Origin of the sequence: Sphingomonas sp. HMP6 (genome assembly GCF_013374095.1) — a bacterium.
In the GTDB taxonomy this organism is placed as follows: Bacteria; Pseudomonadota; Alphaproteobacteria; order Sphingomonadales; family Sphingomonadaceae; genus Sphingomonas.
In genome coordinates, this window is record NZ_AP022672.1 from 1,164,596 (window position 1) to 1,179,405 (window position 14,810).

Below are 14,810 nucleotides of genomic sequence, written 5' to 3' on the forward strand. Positions count from 1 at the left end.
ATTGAGCGCTCCGGCTTGCGTGTCGGACGGCGCAACGCCATAGCCCGATCATGCACGACATCCGCTTCATCCGCGAAAATCCCGCCGCTTTCGACGCAGCCCTCGCCCGGCGCGCCCTCCCCCCGATCGCCGCCGAATTGGTCGATCTCGACGAACGCCGCCGCGCGCTGTCGACCGAGGCGCAGGTTGCGCAGGCGCGCCGTAACGAAGCCTCAAAAGCGATCGGCGCGGCCAAGGCAGCGAAGGACGACGCCACCGCCGCGCCGCTGATGGCCGAGGTCGCGGCGCTCAAGGAGCGGCTGCCCGCGATCGAGACAGAGGAAAAGGCGCTCGGCGAGCAGCTAAGAGCGAAGCTGGCGATCATTCCCAACCTGCCCGCCGACGATGTGCCCACTGGCGCGAGCGAGGACGACAATGTCGAAGTCGCGCGGTGGGGCACGCCACGCGCGTTCGACTTTACCCCGTTGGAACATGCCGACCTTGCCCCAGCGCTCGGCATGGATTTCGAAACCGGCGCACGGCTTTCGGGGGCGCGCTTCACCTTCCTGCGCGGTGACGTGGCGCGCCTGCACCGCGCGCTCGGCCAGTTCATGCTCGATGTGCAGACGCGCGAGCATGGCTATGAGGAATGCAACCCGCCCGTGCTTGTCCGGGACGAGGCGATGTACGGCACCGACAAGCTTCCGAAATTTGCCGAGGACAGTTTTCGTACGACCGATGATCGCTGGCTCATCCCGACCAGCGAAGTTTCGCTCACCGCCAGCGTCATGGGTGACTTGCTCGACGAAAGTGCGCTGCCGCTGCGGCTCACCGCGCTGACCCTGTGCTTCCGCTCCGAGGCGGGCGCGGCGGGGCGCGATACGCGCGGCTTCATCCGCCAGCATCAGTTCGAGAAATGCGAACTGGTCAGCATCGTCCGCCCCGAGGAGAGCGAGGCCGAGCACCAGCGCATGGTCCGCGCGGCCGAGACGATCCTCGAACGGCTGAACCTGCCCTATCGCAAGCTGCTGCTGTGCACCGGCGACATGGGTTTCGGCGCGCGCAAGACCTATGATCTGGAGGTCTGGTTGCCCGGCCAGGGCGCGTACCGCGAAATCAGTTCCTGCTCGAACACCGGCGATTTCCAGGCGCGGCGCATGAACACGCGCTACCGGGTCGCGGCCGAGAAGAAGACCGAGTTCGTCCACACGCTCAACGGCTCCGGCCTGGCGGTCGGTCGCACGCTGGTGGCGGTGCTGGAGAATTGCCAGAATCCCGACGGCAGCGTTACGGTGCCCGAGGCGCTGTTGCCCTATATGGGCGGCGTGACACGGTTGGAGCCCAAGGCCTGATGCCCTGTCCTCCTTCCCGTTCGTGCTGAGCCTGTCGAAGCACTGCGCGCCACACACACTCCGGGACGTGTCGCACGCTGCCCTTCGACAGGCTCAGGGCGAACGGGGGTTGGTTTGAATTTGAAAGAGATCCGATGCGCATCCTGCTCACCAATGACGACGGCTACCACGCGCCGGGCCTCAAAATCCTCGAGGCGATTGCCGCGAAATTTTCCGACGATGTGTGGATCGTCGCACCCGCCGAAGAGCAATCGGGCGCGGGCCATTCGCTGACGCTCAGCCGCCCGATCCGGGTGCGCAAACATGGCGAAAAGCGTTTCGCCGTCGCCGGCACGCCGACCGACGCGGTGATGATGGCGCTCGCCAAGATCATGCAGGATCACAAGCCCGATCTGATCCTGTCGGGGGTCAATCGCGGTGCCAACCTCGCCGAGGACGTGACCTATTCGGGTACCGTCTCCGCCGCGATGGAGGGCGCGCTGGCGGGCGTGCGTTCGATCGCGCTGAGCCAGGCGTATAATCGCGAAGGCATGGGCGATTCCGTGCCGTTCGAAGCCGCCACGGCCTGGGGTGAACGCGTGCTGCGCCCGCTGATCGACGCGCCGCTCGAACCGCGCACGCTGGTCAACATCAACTTCCCGGCGGTCGCGGCGGACGCGGTCAAGGGCGTGCGGATCGCGCAACAGGGTCTGCGCGATTACGGGCGGCTGCAGATCGTCACCAACCGCGATCCGCGCGGCTACGAATATCACTGGTTCGCGCTCGGGCCGACGGTGGAGACCCCGGCGCATTCGACCGATTTGGAAGCCGTGGCCGACGGTTACGTCGCGGTGACGCCACTCCATCTCGACCTGACACACCGCCCGTCGCTCGCTATGCTGGGAGCGCTATACGGGTGAGGGGGATAAGCATGGGCGGTCGGCGCAGGATGACATTTGGCGGATTCCTCCTGACCCTCGCGCTCGGCGGCTGCATCCCGAACCCGGATCGCCCGCAGCGCGGTTATGAGCCGCGCGACGACCAGCGGCCTTATGAGCCGGCCGGCGGGCGGCCCTATGACGCGCCGCAAGACCCGTATGAACCGCGCCGGATCGACGAGGGCGTCTCCGCCCTCCCCGCGCCGCCGCCCGCGTGGCAGGCGCGCCCGGTTACGGCCGATGCCGCGACGATAGCGTCCGGCAGCTACGTCGTCCGCCCCGGCGACACGCTCCGCGCGGTGGGAGATCGCACCGGGGCGGGTTCCGAAGCGATCGCCCGGGCAAACGGCCTACCTGCTCCGTTCGTAATCCGCGCAGGCCAGCGGCTCGAAATCCCCGGTGGGCGCTATCACCTCGTGCGGGTGGGACAGACCGGCATCGCGATCGCGCGCGCCTATGGCGTCGATTGGTCCCGTATCGTCACCGCGAACGATCTCGCCGAGCCTTATATCCTGCGCGTCGGCATGCGAATTCTGGTCCCCGGCACCACCAGCGGGAGCAGCGTGGCAGAACGCGCCGCCGCCTTCCGGCTCGATATTGACGACATCGTGACGGGCGGCGAACCCGCGCTCGCGGTCAACGATCGTCCGGCAAAGCCGAGCGCGTCGCCGCGCCGCGTCCTCTCCGCCACACAAGCGATTGCCGAGCCCAGCCGTCTGACCAGCGGTTTCGCTTGGCCCGTCCATGGCCGCATCGTCGCCCGCTTCGGTCCGAGCGGGGCGACCGGCGAGAAATATAACGGCGTGAAGATCGCAGTGCCGCTCGGGACGCCGATCCTGGCGGCGGCGGACGGGGTGGTGGCCTATGCCGGGTCGGGCGTGCCCAATCTCGGCGGGCTGGTGATCGTCAAGCATGGCGATAGCTGGACTACGGTCTACGGCCATGCCAGCCAGTTGCTGGTCCAGCGCGGGCAATCGGTGAAGCGCGGGCAAACCATTGCGCTGTCGGGCGATTCTGGGGTGGCAGACCGGCCTGAGGTGCATTTCGAAATGCGCAAGGGGCGCTTGCCGGTCGACCCGCAGCGGCAATTGCCTGGGATTTAAGAAGAAGGAGGGGTTCACGCGAAGGCGCGAAGAGAAGAAAAGGGCGCGAAGGAAGAACGTAGGGCTTCGCGCCCTTCTTTCCTTCGCGGCCTTCACGTGAATCCCTTCTTCCTGCTGCGCAGGGATGACAAACGGGACCGCTGTCGCTTAGAGCGGCCGCATGACCGAACACGCCTCCGATCTCCTCCGCCTGCTGTCCGAACGTGGCTACATCCATCAACTGACCGACGGGGCCGCGCTCGATGCGCTCGCGCTGAAACAGGTCGTGCCGGGCTATATCGGCTTCGATGCGACCGCGCCGTCGCTGCATATCGGCAGCCTGGTGCAGATCATGATGCTGCGCCGCCTCCAGCAGGCCGGGCATAAGCCGATCGTGGTGATGGGCGGCGGCACGACCAAGGTCGGCGATCCGTCGGGCAAGGACGAATCGCGCAAATTGCTCGACGATGCCGGGATCGCGGCGAACATCGCCTCGATCCGCCGCGTGTTCGAACGCTTCCTCACCTTCGCCCCAGATGGCGAAGCGGGGGGCCCGACCGATGCGGTAATGGTCAACAATGCCGACTGGCTCGACAAACTCGAATACATCCCGTTCCTGCGCGACGTCGGACGGCATTTCACGATCAACCGGATGCTGGCGTTCGATTCGGTCAAGCTGCGTCTCGAGCGCGAACAGGCGCTGACCTTCCTAGAATTCAACTATATGATCCTGCAGGCCTATGATTTCCTAGAACTGTCGCGTCGCGTTGAGTGCCGGCTGCAGATGGGCGGATCGGATCAATGGGGTAACATCGTCAACGGGATCGAGCTCACCCGCCGGATCGACGGCGTCGAAGTGTTCGGACTGACCACGCCGCTGATCACCACCGCCGATGGCGCGAAGATGGGCAAGACCGCGAGCGGTGCGGTGTGGCTCAACGAGGACCAGCTTTCGAGCTACGATTATTGGCAATTCTGGCGCAACACCGACGACCGCGATGTCGGGCGGTTCCTGCGGCTGTTCACCGATCTGCCGCTCGACGAGATCGCCCGACTGGAGGCGCTGCCGGGTGCCGAAATCAACGCTGCGAAGGTGGTCCTCGCCAATGAAGCGACGGCCTTGTGCCGTGGCGATGCGGCCGCGCGCGAGGCCGCGGAAACCGCGCGCCGCACGTTCGAAGAGGGAGCCGCCGGCGATGCGTTGCCGACGTTTGCGGTTTCGGGCAACATCGGCATCGTCGACGCGCTGATCGGGTTGGGCTTTGCCGCCTCCAAAGGCGAGGCGCGTCGCCTGATTAAGGGCGGCGGCGCGCGGATCGGGGCCAACAAGGTGAGCGACGAGACGATGACGATCGACATCGGCGACGAACCCATCCGCCTCTCCGCAGGCAAGAAGCATCACGGATTGCTCGTGCGCGGCTAACCCCAACACATTATTTCCGAAAATCTCGAAAAATGTAGCGCAGTAACTTTTCGTTAAGCGGGCTCGTTGCGACGTGCTTCATCTCCCAGTCGTACTTTTGGATGGCCGAACAGAGGGTCTGACAATGGCGACGACACTGGCTTTGCCGGTCACGGACAACCGTGCGCTGGCCCGAGACGAAGTTCACTATCGGGCGCGGGCCTATGGTCCCGACGCGCGCCAAATTTCGCTGCTCATCGTCAATCTCTCGGCCATGGGCCTGATGGCGCGGGCGGATCTCCCGTATGCGGTGGGCGAACGGCTGCGCATCACTCTGCCGGTAGTCGGCGTCGTCATCGCAGAACTCCGCTGGTCGCTTGGCGGCCGGATCGGGTGTGAGCTCGACCAGCCGATCGATCTCGCGGACTATTACGAAGTGCTCGCGGTGATGCTGAAGGCGCGTTAGCCCGACCGCAAGAGCGCAACGCCGGCATCGCGCTCGAACAGATAGAGCGCCGTGCGTGCTGCTGTCCCACGCGGCCCCTCGAGACCGCCATCGCGGTCGATCAGCAGCCGCGCATCGTCGGTGGCGACCGGCAATAGCGTGCCGAGCATATCGGGCGTCGCCAGCCGGAACCCCGCCTCGCCCGATTGTTTCGTGCCCAGCAGTTCCCCCGCGCCACGCAGCCGCAAATCCTCCTCCGCAATGCGAAAGCCATCGGTCGTCTCGCGCATCAAGGCGAGCCGCGCGCGCGATGTCTCACTCAGCGCCCCGCCGCGGATGAGCAGGCAGTTCGATTTTCCCGAGCCACGCCCGACGCGCCCGCGCAACTGGTGGAGTTGGGCAAGGCCGAAGCGATCGGCATGTTCGATCACGATCAGCGTGGCATTGGGCACATCGACGCCGACTTCGATGACGGTCGTCGCGACCAGCACGCCGATCTGCCCCGCCGCGAACGCCGCCATGACGGCATCCTTTTCGGGCGGCTTCATCCGGCCATGGACCAGCCCGACGCGGTCGCCGAAGCGCGCACGCAGCGTTTCAGCGCGCGCCTCGGCGGCGGCCATGTCGCTTTTCTCGCTTTCCTCGACCAACGGGCACACCCAATAGGCCTGGCCATTGTCAGAGAGGTGGCGGCCGAGCGCATCCACCACATCGGAAAGGCGATCCTCCGAGATCACGCGGGTTTCGATCGGCTGACGACCCGGCGGCATTTCGTCCAATTGGCTGACGTCCATCTCGCCATAATTGGCGAGCGTCAGCGTGCGCGGGATTGGCGTCGCAGTCATGGCGAGCAGATGCGGGGCGGCCTTGGCCTTGGCTTGCAGCATCATCCGCTGCGCGACGCCGAAGCGGTGCTGCTCGTCGACCACGACCAGACCGAGATCCTTATATGCGACTGCTTCCTGAAAAATCGCATGCGTGCCGATCAGGATGTCGATCGTGCCATCGGCCAGGCCCATCAGCGTCGCCTCGCGCACTTTCCCCTTGTCGCGCCCGGTCAGCACGGCGATTTCGACCGGCAGCCCCGCGAGCATCTGCCGCAGCGAATCGTAATGCTGCCGCGCAAGGATTTCGGTCGGGGCCAGCAACGCCGCTTGCGCACCCGCCTCGACCGCCGTGAGCATCGCCAGCGTCGCGACGAGGGTCTTGCCCGCCCCGACATCGCCCTGCAACAGCCGCAGCATTGGTTGCGCCTGCGCCAGATCGCCTTCGATCTCGCGCACCGTTCGCGCTTGCGCGCCAGTCAGATCATAAGGCAGCCGCAACGCATCGCGCAGCTTGCCGGTCGCGACGAGCGCCCTGCCCCGCCGTGCGCGCGATGATTGCCGCACCAGCATCAGCGCGAGTTGGTTGGCGAAAATCTCGTCATACGCCAGCCGTTCGCGCGCCACGGCGTCGGAGGGATCAGCATGGATCCGCACCAGCGCCGCGCGCCATGCGGGCCATTCGTGCTTCGCCAGCAAGCCGGGTTCGATCCACTCCGCCAGATCGGGCGCGCGCTCGACCGCCTGCGCCGCCAGTTGCGCCATGCGCTTGGAGGTGAGCCCCTCCGACAACGGGTAAATCGCCTCGCGCTCCGGCGTGTCCCCTGCCTCCTCGAGCGGCAGGACGTAGTCGGGATGCACGATCTGCAATTCCTGCCCATATTGCTCAAGCCGCCCCGAGACGCGGCGCGGCTCGCCGATCGGCGCGAGCTTCTTCGCCCAGCCCGAATGGCCGCCGAAATAGACCAGGCTGACATAATTGCCGAGCGCGTCGGTCGCCTGCACGCGCGTCGGCCCGCGTCCGTTGCTCGATCGGTAGGATTGCGCGGTCAGCGTAATCGCGATGACGCGCCCGGCATCGGCCATGTCGAGTTCGTCGCGCGCGACCCGATCGACCCAGCCAGTCGGCAAATGAAACGCCACGTCGACGACGCGCGACAGCCCGAGCCGGTCCAGCGGCTTGGCAAGACCGGGGCCAATGCCCTTCAGCGCCGTCACTTCGGCGAACAATGGATTGAGGATATCGGGCCGCATGACTATCTGATGTCCAATAGACCCAGCCGACGGTTGCTCCAAGCACCGCCGGCCAATTGCCGTTGGAAAAACTATGGACCGCGAAACCCGCCTGAAACGCCTCCGCTTCCGCGCTTGGCACCGTGGCACGAAGGAGGCGGATCTGTTGATCGGCGGGTTCTTCGATGCACGCTCGGCCGGCTGGAGCGACACCGAGATTACGTTGGTCGAGGAGCTGCTCGAAGAGCAGGACGTCGACATCATGGCGTGGGCGATCGGGACGGCGGTACCGCCGGAACGCTATGTCGGGTCGATCGTCGCGGCGTTGAAGACGCTCAACTACGTGCCGATTGCGGAATAACTGTTCCCCGGCGAAGGCCGGGGTCCAGTTACTACCGGCCCGATGCTGGACCCCGGCCTGCGCCGGGGAACAAGGAATAGAATGCCCGACCTGAACAAAATTCTTTCCGCCAAGACCCCGCTGACGCTCTCCGGCGTCCCCACCGGGTTCGAACCGTGGCTTCTCGCCGATCTTGCCCGCGCCGCGAATAGCCGCGCCGTGTTCGTCGCGCCCGACGAAGCCGCGATGCGCGCGATCGCCGCGACCGCAACGACCTTCGCGCCCGAACTCGAAGTGCTGACCTTCCCGGCGTGGGATTGCCTGCCCTACGATCGCGCCTCCCCGACGCTGCGGGTGATGGCCGAGCGCATGGCGACGCTCCACCGCTTGCAGCAACCCCAAAAGGGGCCGCAGCTCCTGCTGACCACCGTCAATGCCGTCGCGCAGCGTACGTTGACCCCGTTTCGCATCCGCCAGCTCGTCGCGCGGCTCGCGCCCAAGGAGCGGATCGGGCGCGACCGGCTTGCCGCGCAATTGCAGGCGAACGGCTATGTCCGCGTCGAGACCGTCGCCGATGCGGGTGAATTCGCGGTGCGCGGCGGGCTGGTCGATTTGTTTCCGAGCGGGGAGGAACAAGCGCTGCGGCTGGATTTCTTCGGCGATGAAATCGAAAGCGTGCGGACCTTCGACCCCGCCGACCAGCGCACGACCGGGCGAATCGACGGGTTCGTGCTGCTCCCGGCGTCCGAAACGCTGATCGACGAGGACAGCATTAAGCGCTTCCGCGCGCGCTATCGCGAGCGCTTCGGTGCCACCGCGACCGGCGACCCGCTGTATCAGGCGGTCAGCGACGGGCGACGGCTCGCGGGGATGGAGCATTGGCTCCCGCTGTTCGAGGAGAAACTGGCCACGCTGTTCGACCATTTGGGAGAGGGTGCGGTCGTGCTGCGCGATGCGGGTGCAGTCGCGGCGGCCGAGGCGCGGTTCGAGGCGATCACCGATTATCACGGCAACCGCGTGAAGGCGCAGTCGAGCGACCCGGGCAGCTACCGCCCGCTCCCCGCCGACGCGCTGTATTTGACCGCGAAGGACCTGGCCGAACGGCTCGATGCGGCGCCTGCGCACCGCATCACTGCCTTCCACGAGCCGGAATCCAAAACCGTGCTCGATTTCGCGGTCGATGGCCCGCGCGATTTCGGGGCGGAGCGCGCCAACGGCACCAACATCTATGAGGCGGTGGTCCATCACCTCAAGACGATCGCGCTCGATGGGCGCAAGGCCGTGCTCGCCAGCTATTCGACCGGCGCGCGCGAGCGGCTGGCGGGGTTGCTGAACGATCACGGTGCCACGAACCTCAAACTGGTCGAGACCTGGCAAGAAGCGCTGGGCGCGGGCGAGCGCACCGTTGCCTTGCTGGTCCTGCCGCTCGACCATGGCTTCAACAGCCCGCAAGTCGCGCTGCTGACCGAGCAGGACATGCTCGGCGACCGGTTGGTGCGGCGGGCGAAACGCAAGAAATCCGCCGACGCGTTCATGGCCGAACTGGCGATGCTCACGCCCGGCGATCTCGTCGTCCATGCCGATCATGGCATCGGGCGGTACGAAGGGCTGACCTCGATTCCCGTGGGGCAAGCGCCGCACGATTGCGTCGCGCTGACCTATGCCGGCGGCGACAAATTGTTCGTGCCGGTCGAGAATCTCGAAGTGCTCACCCGCTACGGCTCCGATTCGGACGGCGCGAGCCTCGACCGCCTCGGCGGCGAGGCGTGGCAGCGCCGCAAATCGAAGATGAAGGAGCGCATCCGCGAAATCGCGGGCGAGCTCATCGCGACGGCGGCGGAGCGCGCGCTGCGCCCGGCCGAGACGATCGAACGTGACAGCGGATACGCGGCGTTCGTCGATCGCTTCCCGTATGAGGAAACCGAAGATCAGGACCGCGCGATCGAGGATGTGATGGGCGATCTGGTCAAGGGCACGCCGATGGACCGGCTTGTCGTCGGCGATGTCGGCTTCGGCAAGACCGAGGTTGCGCTCCGCGCCGCTTTCGCCGCCGCCATGTCGGGGCAGCAAGTCGCGATCGTCTGCCCGACGACCTTGCTCGCGCGCCAGCATTTCAACAATTTCACCGCCCGCTTCGAAGGCTTCCCGCTCAACGTCGGTCGCCTGTCGCGGCTCGTTCCCGCAGCCGAGGCCCGGACGACGAAGGAGGGCCTCGCCAGCGGCCAGATCGACGTGGTGATCGGCACGCACGCCATTCTCGCCAAGGGCATCGAGTTCAAGCGGCTAGGCCTCGTCGTGGTCGATGAGGAACAGCGCTTCGGCGTCACCCACAAGGAGCGGCTGAAGGGCCTGAAGACCGACGTCCACGTGCTCACGCTGACCGCGACGCCGATCCCGCGCACGCTGCAAATGGCGATGTCGGGCATCCGCGAGCTATCGGTGATCCAGACGCCTCCCGTGGATCGTCTCGCGGTGCGGACCTACATCATGCCGTGGGACCCGATCGTGCTGCGCGAGGCCTTGCTGCGCGAACATTATCGCGGCGGGCAAAGCTTCTTCGTCACCCCGCGGATCAAGGATTTGCCCGATATCGAGGAATTCCTGACCAAGCACGTCCCCGAAATCCGCTACGTCGTTGCGCACGGGCAAATGGCCCCGACCGAGGTCGAGGAGCGCATGTCGGCCTTTTACGACAAGAAGTTCGAAGTGCTGGTGTCGACCACGATCGTCGAATCGGGCCTCGACATCCCAAGCGCGAACACGATGATCATCCACCGCGCCGATCGCTTCGGCCTCGCGCAGCTCTATCAGCTCCGCGGCCGCGTGGGGCGCGCCAAGACGCGCGCCTATGCCTATCTGACGACGCCCGAAAACCGCATCCTGAGCGAAACCGCCGAAAAGCGGCTGAAAGTGCTGTCGGATCTCGACACGCTGGGGGCCGGGTTTCAGCTCGCCAGCCACGATCTCGACCAGCGTGGTGCCGGCAATCTGCTCGGCGACGAACAATCGGGGCACATCAAGGAAGTCGGCTACGAGCTTTACCAGTCGATGCTGGAGGAGGCGATTATGGACGCCAAGGCCGGTGGCCAGCGTCTGCGCCCGAAGGATTTTAGCCCGCAGATCACCGTCGATGCGCCGATCCTTATCCCCGAGGATTATGTCCCCGATCTCGATCTGCGCATGGGCCTGTATCGCCGCCTGAACGATGTCGAGGACCAGAACGCGCTCGAGGCCTTTGCCGCGGAAATGATCGATCGCTTCGGCAAATTGCCCGACCCGACCGACAATTTGATCCGCATCATCGAGATAAAGCTCAACGCCAAAAAGGCGGCGGTTCAGAAGATGGATATCGGGCCGAAGGGCGCGCTCGTCACCTTCTTCGACAATACGCCGCCCAATATCGAAGGGCTGCTCGCGTGGGTCACGAAGCTCGACGGCGTCGCGCGGCTGCGGCCCGACAGCAAGCTCGTGGTCAACCGCGTCTGGGGCGACCCCAAGGCGCGGCTGCATGGCGCGCTGCAATTGTCGCGGGGTCTGGCGAAGGCGGCGGGATAGAGCATCGGAGCATACCCACTCCCGTTCGCCCGGAGCGTGTCGAAGGGCTGCGTTCCCTACATCCAGCCGCTCATGTTGCGCGGGGGCTTCGACAAGCTCAGCCCGAACGGATTTAGGGTTGATTCAGACTTGAAGGGCCTTGCACGGCACAGTCACGAACTGTGGTCGGCGATGATCCGCCAGCGCCCGCGCTCCTTGCGGAAAACCAGCGAGGTCATCCCCGATTGCACGCTCCAATCGGCTGCGGTCAGCGTATACCGACCGATGTAGAGCGCGTGGCGAGGATCGAGCAGCCGGAAATCCAGCGTCGCGAAGCCGAGCACGCCGCGTTTGGCGGCATTGGTGAAATCATATTTGGTACGATAGCGCTCCGCCATCACCGCCTTGCCGCGCAGCACGCCGGTCTTGGTGACGAAGCTGGTGTCTGGCGCGTCCGAATAGATCGCCATGAAACCGGCGAGATCGCCCGAATTCCAGCCTTTCGCGCTATCGGCCATGGCCGCTTCCACCGCGACCTGTGTAGCAGGTAGGCTGCGCGCCATAGCGGGCGCTGAAAACAGCAGCACGCACGCGATCAAAACCTTCCACATCCGCTCGGCCCCGCTCAATAGACTTTCCCTGACAGCCTGCGTAGCACGGCCGTTGAGCGACGGGGAGCGCTTCTACCGATGCAGACGTTGCCGCCGCGTGCACATTTCACCGATCTCGACGGGATGCGCGGCGTGCTAGCGATGATCGTGATGATGCTGCATCTCGGGCTCAATCCGGCGGTATCGGCGCTTACCGGTGGATGGTTGCCGAAGCAAAATTGGGCATGGTCGGTCAGCGTCGACGTGTTCTTCGTGCTGAGCGGGTTCGTTCTGTTTCTCGCGCTCGATCGCACACGGCCCAGTTTGCCGGGCTATTTCGTGCGGCGGGTGCGGCGGCTCGCGCCAGTCTATCTCATCGGCACGGTGGCGATGATTTTCCTTAGACGCGGCGTCCCGCTGACAATGATTCTGTTTAACCTGGCAATGCTGCAGACATTTTTTAATCGCGCATCGATCAACTTCGCCGCGTGGAGCATCCCGCTCGAACTGTTTCTGCCCGCGACCGGACTGCCGCTGCTGCCAATTCTCGCACGTGCGCCGAAAGTACCGGTCGCGATCCTGTTCGGCTTTGCCTTGATCGGTTGTGCGACGTGCGCGGCGTTGGTCGCCTTGCATACCGACGACCGGATTTCGCGCGGCATTTTCGGGCTGGCGACGGGCATGCTGCTTGCGCGCCTGTGGCAGCTGGCCCCCGCGGTTGCGCCCCGGCCGCGACTGGTGCTGGGCCTCTTCGGGGCGTCGATTGCGCTGATGGCTCTGGCAGCGCGCTATCCCTTGGTCGCGTCGCTGGTACCCGTCTTCGCGGTGGCAGCGATCTGGTTCGGATCACGCACGCATACGATCCTGTCGAGCGTGCCTTTTCAGGCACTCGGGCGCTGGTCCTATTCGATCTATCTGCTGCACGTGCCCGTCCTGGCCCTGGCGGAACATACGATCGGATCGGCCGACCACAGTTTGTGGCGCAAGGCAGTGGTGGTCGCTGTGACCGTCGCGCTGTCGGCGGTATGCTATCGCTTTATTGAAGCGCCGATGATGCAGCGTTCACGACCAGCGCGTTGAGCGCGCCAATCGACACCGCCTCGGAACACAGAAATCCCTGGTAGATCTGGCAGCCTTCCTTCGCCAGAGCCTCAAGCTGCGCGTCGGTCTCGACCCCTTCCGCGATCACCGTCAGGCCAAGCGATCGCGCCATGTCGATCACCCCGCGCACCACGATCCGGTCGCGTGGGCTACCGGTGATGTCCTGCGCCAGTTTCTTGTCGATCTTGAGGTAGTCGAGCGGCAGCGCCTTCAGATAGGCAAGGCTCGAATAGCCTGTCCCGAAATCGTCGATCGCGATCCGGCATCCGGCACCACGCAGCACCGACAACAGCGCAGACGCGATGCCCAAATCCTCGATCAGCCCGCTTTCCGTTATCTCCAGCGTCAGCCGGTTGCGCGGGAAGCCGCTTGCATCGACGCGGTCGAGAAACAGATCGGCGAAGCCGGGCCGCGCGATGTCGGCGGCGGTCAGATTGAGCGCAAGCCGCAGCCCCGACAACGCCGCGGGCCAGCCCGCGGCCTGCGCCAACACGAGCTTCTGGATATGGTCGGACAGCCCGATTTCGAGATCAGCACGTGCGGCAGCGGCAAACAGCGTTTCCGCGCCGATTGACCCCAATACGCCATGTTCCCACCGCGCCAGCGCCTCGACCCCGACGATCGCGCCGCTGGAGGCGGAGACTTGCGGCTGGAACAAGATACCGATCTCGCCTCGCTCCATCGCATGGTTGAGGTCCACGGCGAGCCGGTCGATCGCGGCGTTGCTGCTGTCGGCTGCACCATTGGCGACGCGCATCGTGGCGCTATCCGAATCGCGCGCCTCGGCCAGCGCCTCGCTCGCCCGGCGCAGCAGCGAAGCGGCTGAATCGGCGGGCAACGCCTCGGCAAGACCGATGCGACAGCCGAGCACTGCAATCGATTCGCCCGTCACGAATGGCCGCGCCAGTTCCCCGACGATCCGTTCGAGCGCGAGATCGATTCGCGCGCGCGCGGCCGCCGCAGCGACAACGAAGGTCGACCCGCTCATCCGTGCGATCAAGGCGTCCCGACCAAGCACCTCGTGGACGACATCACCGACGCGCTTCTGCGCTGATCGCAGCAGGGAATCACCGGCGGCGCGGCCATATGCCGTGTTGACCATATCGAACCGGTTTAGCGCGATCAGCATAGCGTGCAGCGGCGCGTCGCCACCGACCTCTAGCCGCCGCGTCAACCATCGCCGGGCGCTTCCGGCATCCCGCGCGCCAGCCAGCGCCTCGCGCATTTCGGCGGCGGGCTCGGGGGCACTGCCCAGCGGTTCGATCACGGCATCGATCCGCTGCTCGGCCAAATCGAGCTGAAGATGCTGCACGACGCGGCCGATGCCGGTCGCATCGTGCGCAAAGGCCGTGGCGGGCCGGGCCTGCGACATGCGTCGCAATGCCCCCACAGCGACCGAACGATCACCCGCATCGAGCCGCCGCAGCAATGTGCGCACGCCGAGTTCCTCCGCGACGCCAAGCAGCGCCGCGAGGCCCGGCGTCAGAACCAAATCACGGGTCGTCAGGTCAAAGCGCCACCCAAGCGGCGCGAACACCGGCCCGGTCTGCCATTCGCGCGCCATGCGGTCCGCATGGCGCGCGGCAAAGCGCAGCGCCTGTAGCAGTTCGGAATCGCTGAACGGGCTCGCGAGAAAATGCGTGGCGCCAGCATCGTACAGCGCGGCAATCGTTGCGGTCTCGCCGCGCGACACCAAAGCAAGCAAAGCGCCGCCATTCGCTTCGATTGCACCGCCCAGCAGCGTCGCCGCCGTCAGCCCGTCGGCGGGCGCACCGCGCGCATCAATCACGGCGACCGCCGCCCCGCTGGAGAGGAAGCGCCGCTCGGCACCGCCGACGCGGCGTGCGGCGACGACTTGCCACCCTGCCCCGGCGGCGAGCGATGCGAGTTCATCGCGTTGTCGGAACGACAGGATGAACAGCGGAGCGGGCGCAGTCGTCATAACCGGACCCTAATGCGGGATGGCGGGTTAAAGAAGAGGCACGCAATCGCCCTTGTTCCCGCTCCTCCG

At 65.7% G+C, this 14,810-nt stretch carries 11 protein-coding genes; 8 read left to right on the forward strand and 3 right to left on the reverse strand.

All coding sequences use genetic code 11. From position 1 onward, the window contains the following. Positions 1 to 50 precede the first annotated feature (50 nt). The 5 genes from serS (at position 51) to HMP06_RS05920 (ending at position 5,198) form a co-directional block, all read left to right on the forward strand. The gene (gene serS / locus HMP06_RS05900) at positions 51 to 1,331 is read left to right on the forward strand and encodes a serine--tRNA ligase (protein ID WP_176496262.1); all 1,281 of its coding nucleotides are present in this window, start codon (positions 51 to 53) and stop codon (positions 1,329 to 1,331) included. Positions 1,332 to 1,465: 134 nt separating this feature from the next. After that, positions 1,466 to 2,230, forward strand: a complete 765-nt coding sequence (gene surE, locus HMP06_RS05905; protein WP_176496263.1) for a 5'/3'-nucleotidase SurE — start codon at positions 1,466 to 1,468, stop codon at positions 2,228 to 2,230. A 29-nt stretch (positions 2,231 to 2,259) separates the two neighbouring features. Beyond that, entirely contained in the window at positions 2,260 to 3,351 is a 1,092-nt protein-coding gene (locus HMP06_RS05910; RefSeq protein ID WP_176496264.1) for a M23 family metallopeptidase, read from the forward strand. A gap of 160 nt (positions 3,352 to 3,511) precedes the next feature. Continuing rightward, entirely contained in the window at positions 3,512 to 4,753 is a 1,242-nt protein-coding gene (gene tyrS / locus HMP06_RS05915) for a tyrosine--tRNA ligase (RefSeq protein ID WP_176496265.1), read from the forward strand. Positions 4,754 to 4,877: 124 nt separating this feature from the next. Continuing rightward, on the forward strand, positions 4,878 to 5,198 hold the full coding sequence (locus tag HMP06_RS05920) for a PilZ domain-containing protein (RefSeq protein WP_176496266.1): 321 nt from the start codon (positions 4,878 to 4,880) through the stop codon (positions 5,196 to 5,198). Here HMP06_RS05920 and recG read toward each other — a convergent pair. Continuing rightward, positions 5,195 to 7,255 carry an ATP-dependent DNA helicase RecG gene (recG, locus tag HMP06_RS05925; RefSeq protein WP_176496267.1) on the reverse strand — a complete coding sequence of 687 codons (2,061 nt, stop codon included), beginning with the start codon at positions 7,253 to 7,255 and terminating at the stop codon, positions 5,195 to 5,197. The genes HMP06_RS05920 and recG overlap by 4 nt on opposite strands. Positions 7,256 to 7,328: 73 nt before the next feature. On the opposite strand from recG, the gene HMP06_RS05930 reads away from it, so the two are divergent. Further along, positions 7,329 to 7,595, forward strand: a complete 267-nt coding sequence (locus HMP06_RS05930; RefSeq protein WP_176496268.1) for an FAD assembly factor SdhE — start codon at positions 7,329 to 7,331, stop codon at positions 7,593 to 7,595. 81 nt (positions 7,596 to 7,676) lie between these two features. After that, positions 7,677 to 11,129 carry a transcription-repair coupling factor gene (gene mfd / locus HMP06_RS05935; protein ID WP_176496269.1) on the forward strand — a complete coding sequence of 1,151 codons (3,453 nt, stop codon included), beginning with the start codon at positions 7,677 to 7,679 and terminating at the stop codon, positions 11,127 to 11,129. A gap of 152 nt (positions 11,130 to 11,281) precedes the next feature. Here the strand turns inward: mfd and HMP06_RS05940 are convergent, their stop codons facing one another. Continuing rightward, positions 11,282 to 11,719: an SgcJ/EcaC family oxidoreductase gene (locus HMP06_RS05940; RefSeq protein WP_176498383.1), complete on the reverse strand. Its 438-nt coding sequence runs from the start codon at positions 11,717 to 11,719 to the stop codon at positions 11,282 to 11,284. 78 nt (positions 11,720 to 11,797) lie between these two features. Here HMP06_RS05940 and HMP06_RS05945 point away from each other — a divergent pair, with 78 nt between their 5' ends. Continuing rightward, positions 11,798 to 12,778: an acyltransferase family protein gene (locus tag HMP06_RS05945; RefSeq protein ID WP_176496270.1), complete on the forward strand. Its 981-nt coding sequence runs from the start codon at positions 11,798 to 11,800 to the stop codon at positions 12,776 to 12,778. Here the strand turns inward: HMP06_RS05945 and HMP06_RS05950 are convergent. Next, positions 12,735 to 14,741: a putative bifunctional diguanylate cyclase/phosphodiesterase gene (locus HMP06_RS05950; RefSeq protein ID WP_176496271.1), complete on the reverse strand. Its 2,007-nt coding sequence runs from the start codon at positions 14,739 to 14,741 to the stop codon at positions 12,735 to 12,737. The two genes, HMP06_RS05945 and HMP06_RS05950, sit on opposite strands and share 44 nt — an antisense overlap. Positions 14,742 to 14,810: the final 69 nt, after the last annotated feature.

What these genes read in the sequence shown, in the direction of transcription:
- surE (WP_176496263.1), top strand. Translation starts at nt 1,466, where the DNA reads ATGCGCATCCTGCTCACCAATGACGACGGCTACCACGCGCCGGGCCTC.
- HMP06_RS05930 (WP_176496268.1), top strand. Translation starts at nt 7,329, where the DNA reads ATGGACCGCGAAACCCGCCTGAAACGCCTCCGCTTCCGCGCTTGGCAC.
- recG (WP_176496267.1), bottom strand. Translation starts at nt 7,255, where the DNA reads ATGCGGCCCGATATCCTCAATCCATTGTTCGCCGAAGTGACGGCGCTG.
- serS (WP_176496262.1), top strand. Translation starts at nt 51, where the DNA reads ATGCACGACATCCGCTTCATCCGCGAAAATCCCGCCGCTTTCGACGCA.
- mfd (WP_176496269.1), top strand. Translation starts at nt 7,677, where the DNA reads ATGCCCGACCTGAACAAAATTCTTTCCGCCAAGACCCCGCTGACGCTC.
- tyrS (WP_176496265.1), top strand. Translation starts at nt 3,512, where the DNA reads ATGACCGAACACGCCTCCGATCTCCTCCGCCTGCTGTCCGAACGTGGC.
- HMP06_RS05910 (WP_176496264.1), top strand. Translation starts at nt 2,260, where the DNA reads ATGACATTTGGCGGATTCCTCCTGACCCTCGCGCTCGGCGGCTGCATC.
- HMP06_RS05940 (WP_176498383.1), bottom strand. Translation starts at nt 11,719, where the DNA reads ATGTGGAAGGTTTTGATCGCGTGCGTGCTGCTGTTTTCAGCGCCCGCT.
- HMP06_RS05920 (WP_176496266.1), top strand. Translation starts at nt 4,878, where the DNA reads ATGGCGACGACACTGGCTTTGCCGGTCACGGACAACCGTGCGCTGGCC.
- HMP06_RS05945 (WP_176496270.1), top strand. Translation starts at nt 11,798, where the DNA reads ATGCAGACGTTGCCGCCGCGTGCACATTTCACCGATCTCGACGGGATG.
- HMP06_RS05950 (WP_176496271.1), bottom strand. Translation starts at nt 14,741, where the DNA reads ATGACGACTGCGCCCGCTCCGCTGTTCATCCTGTCGTTCCGACAACGC.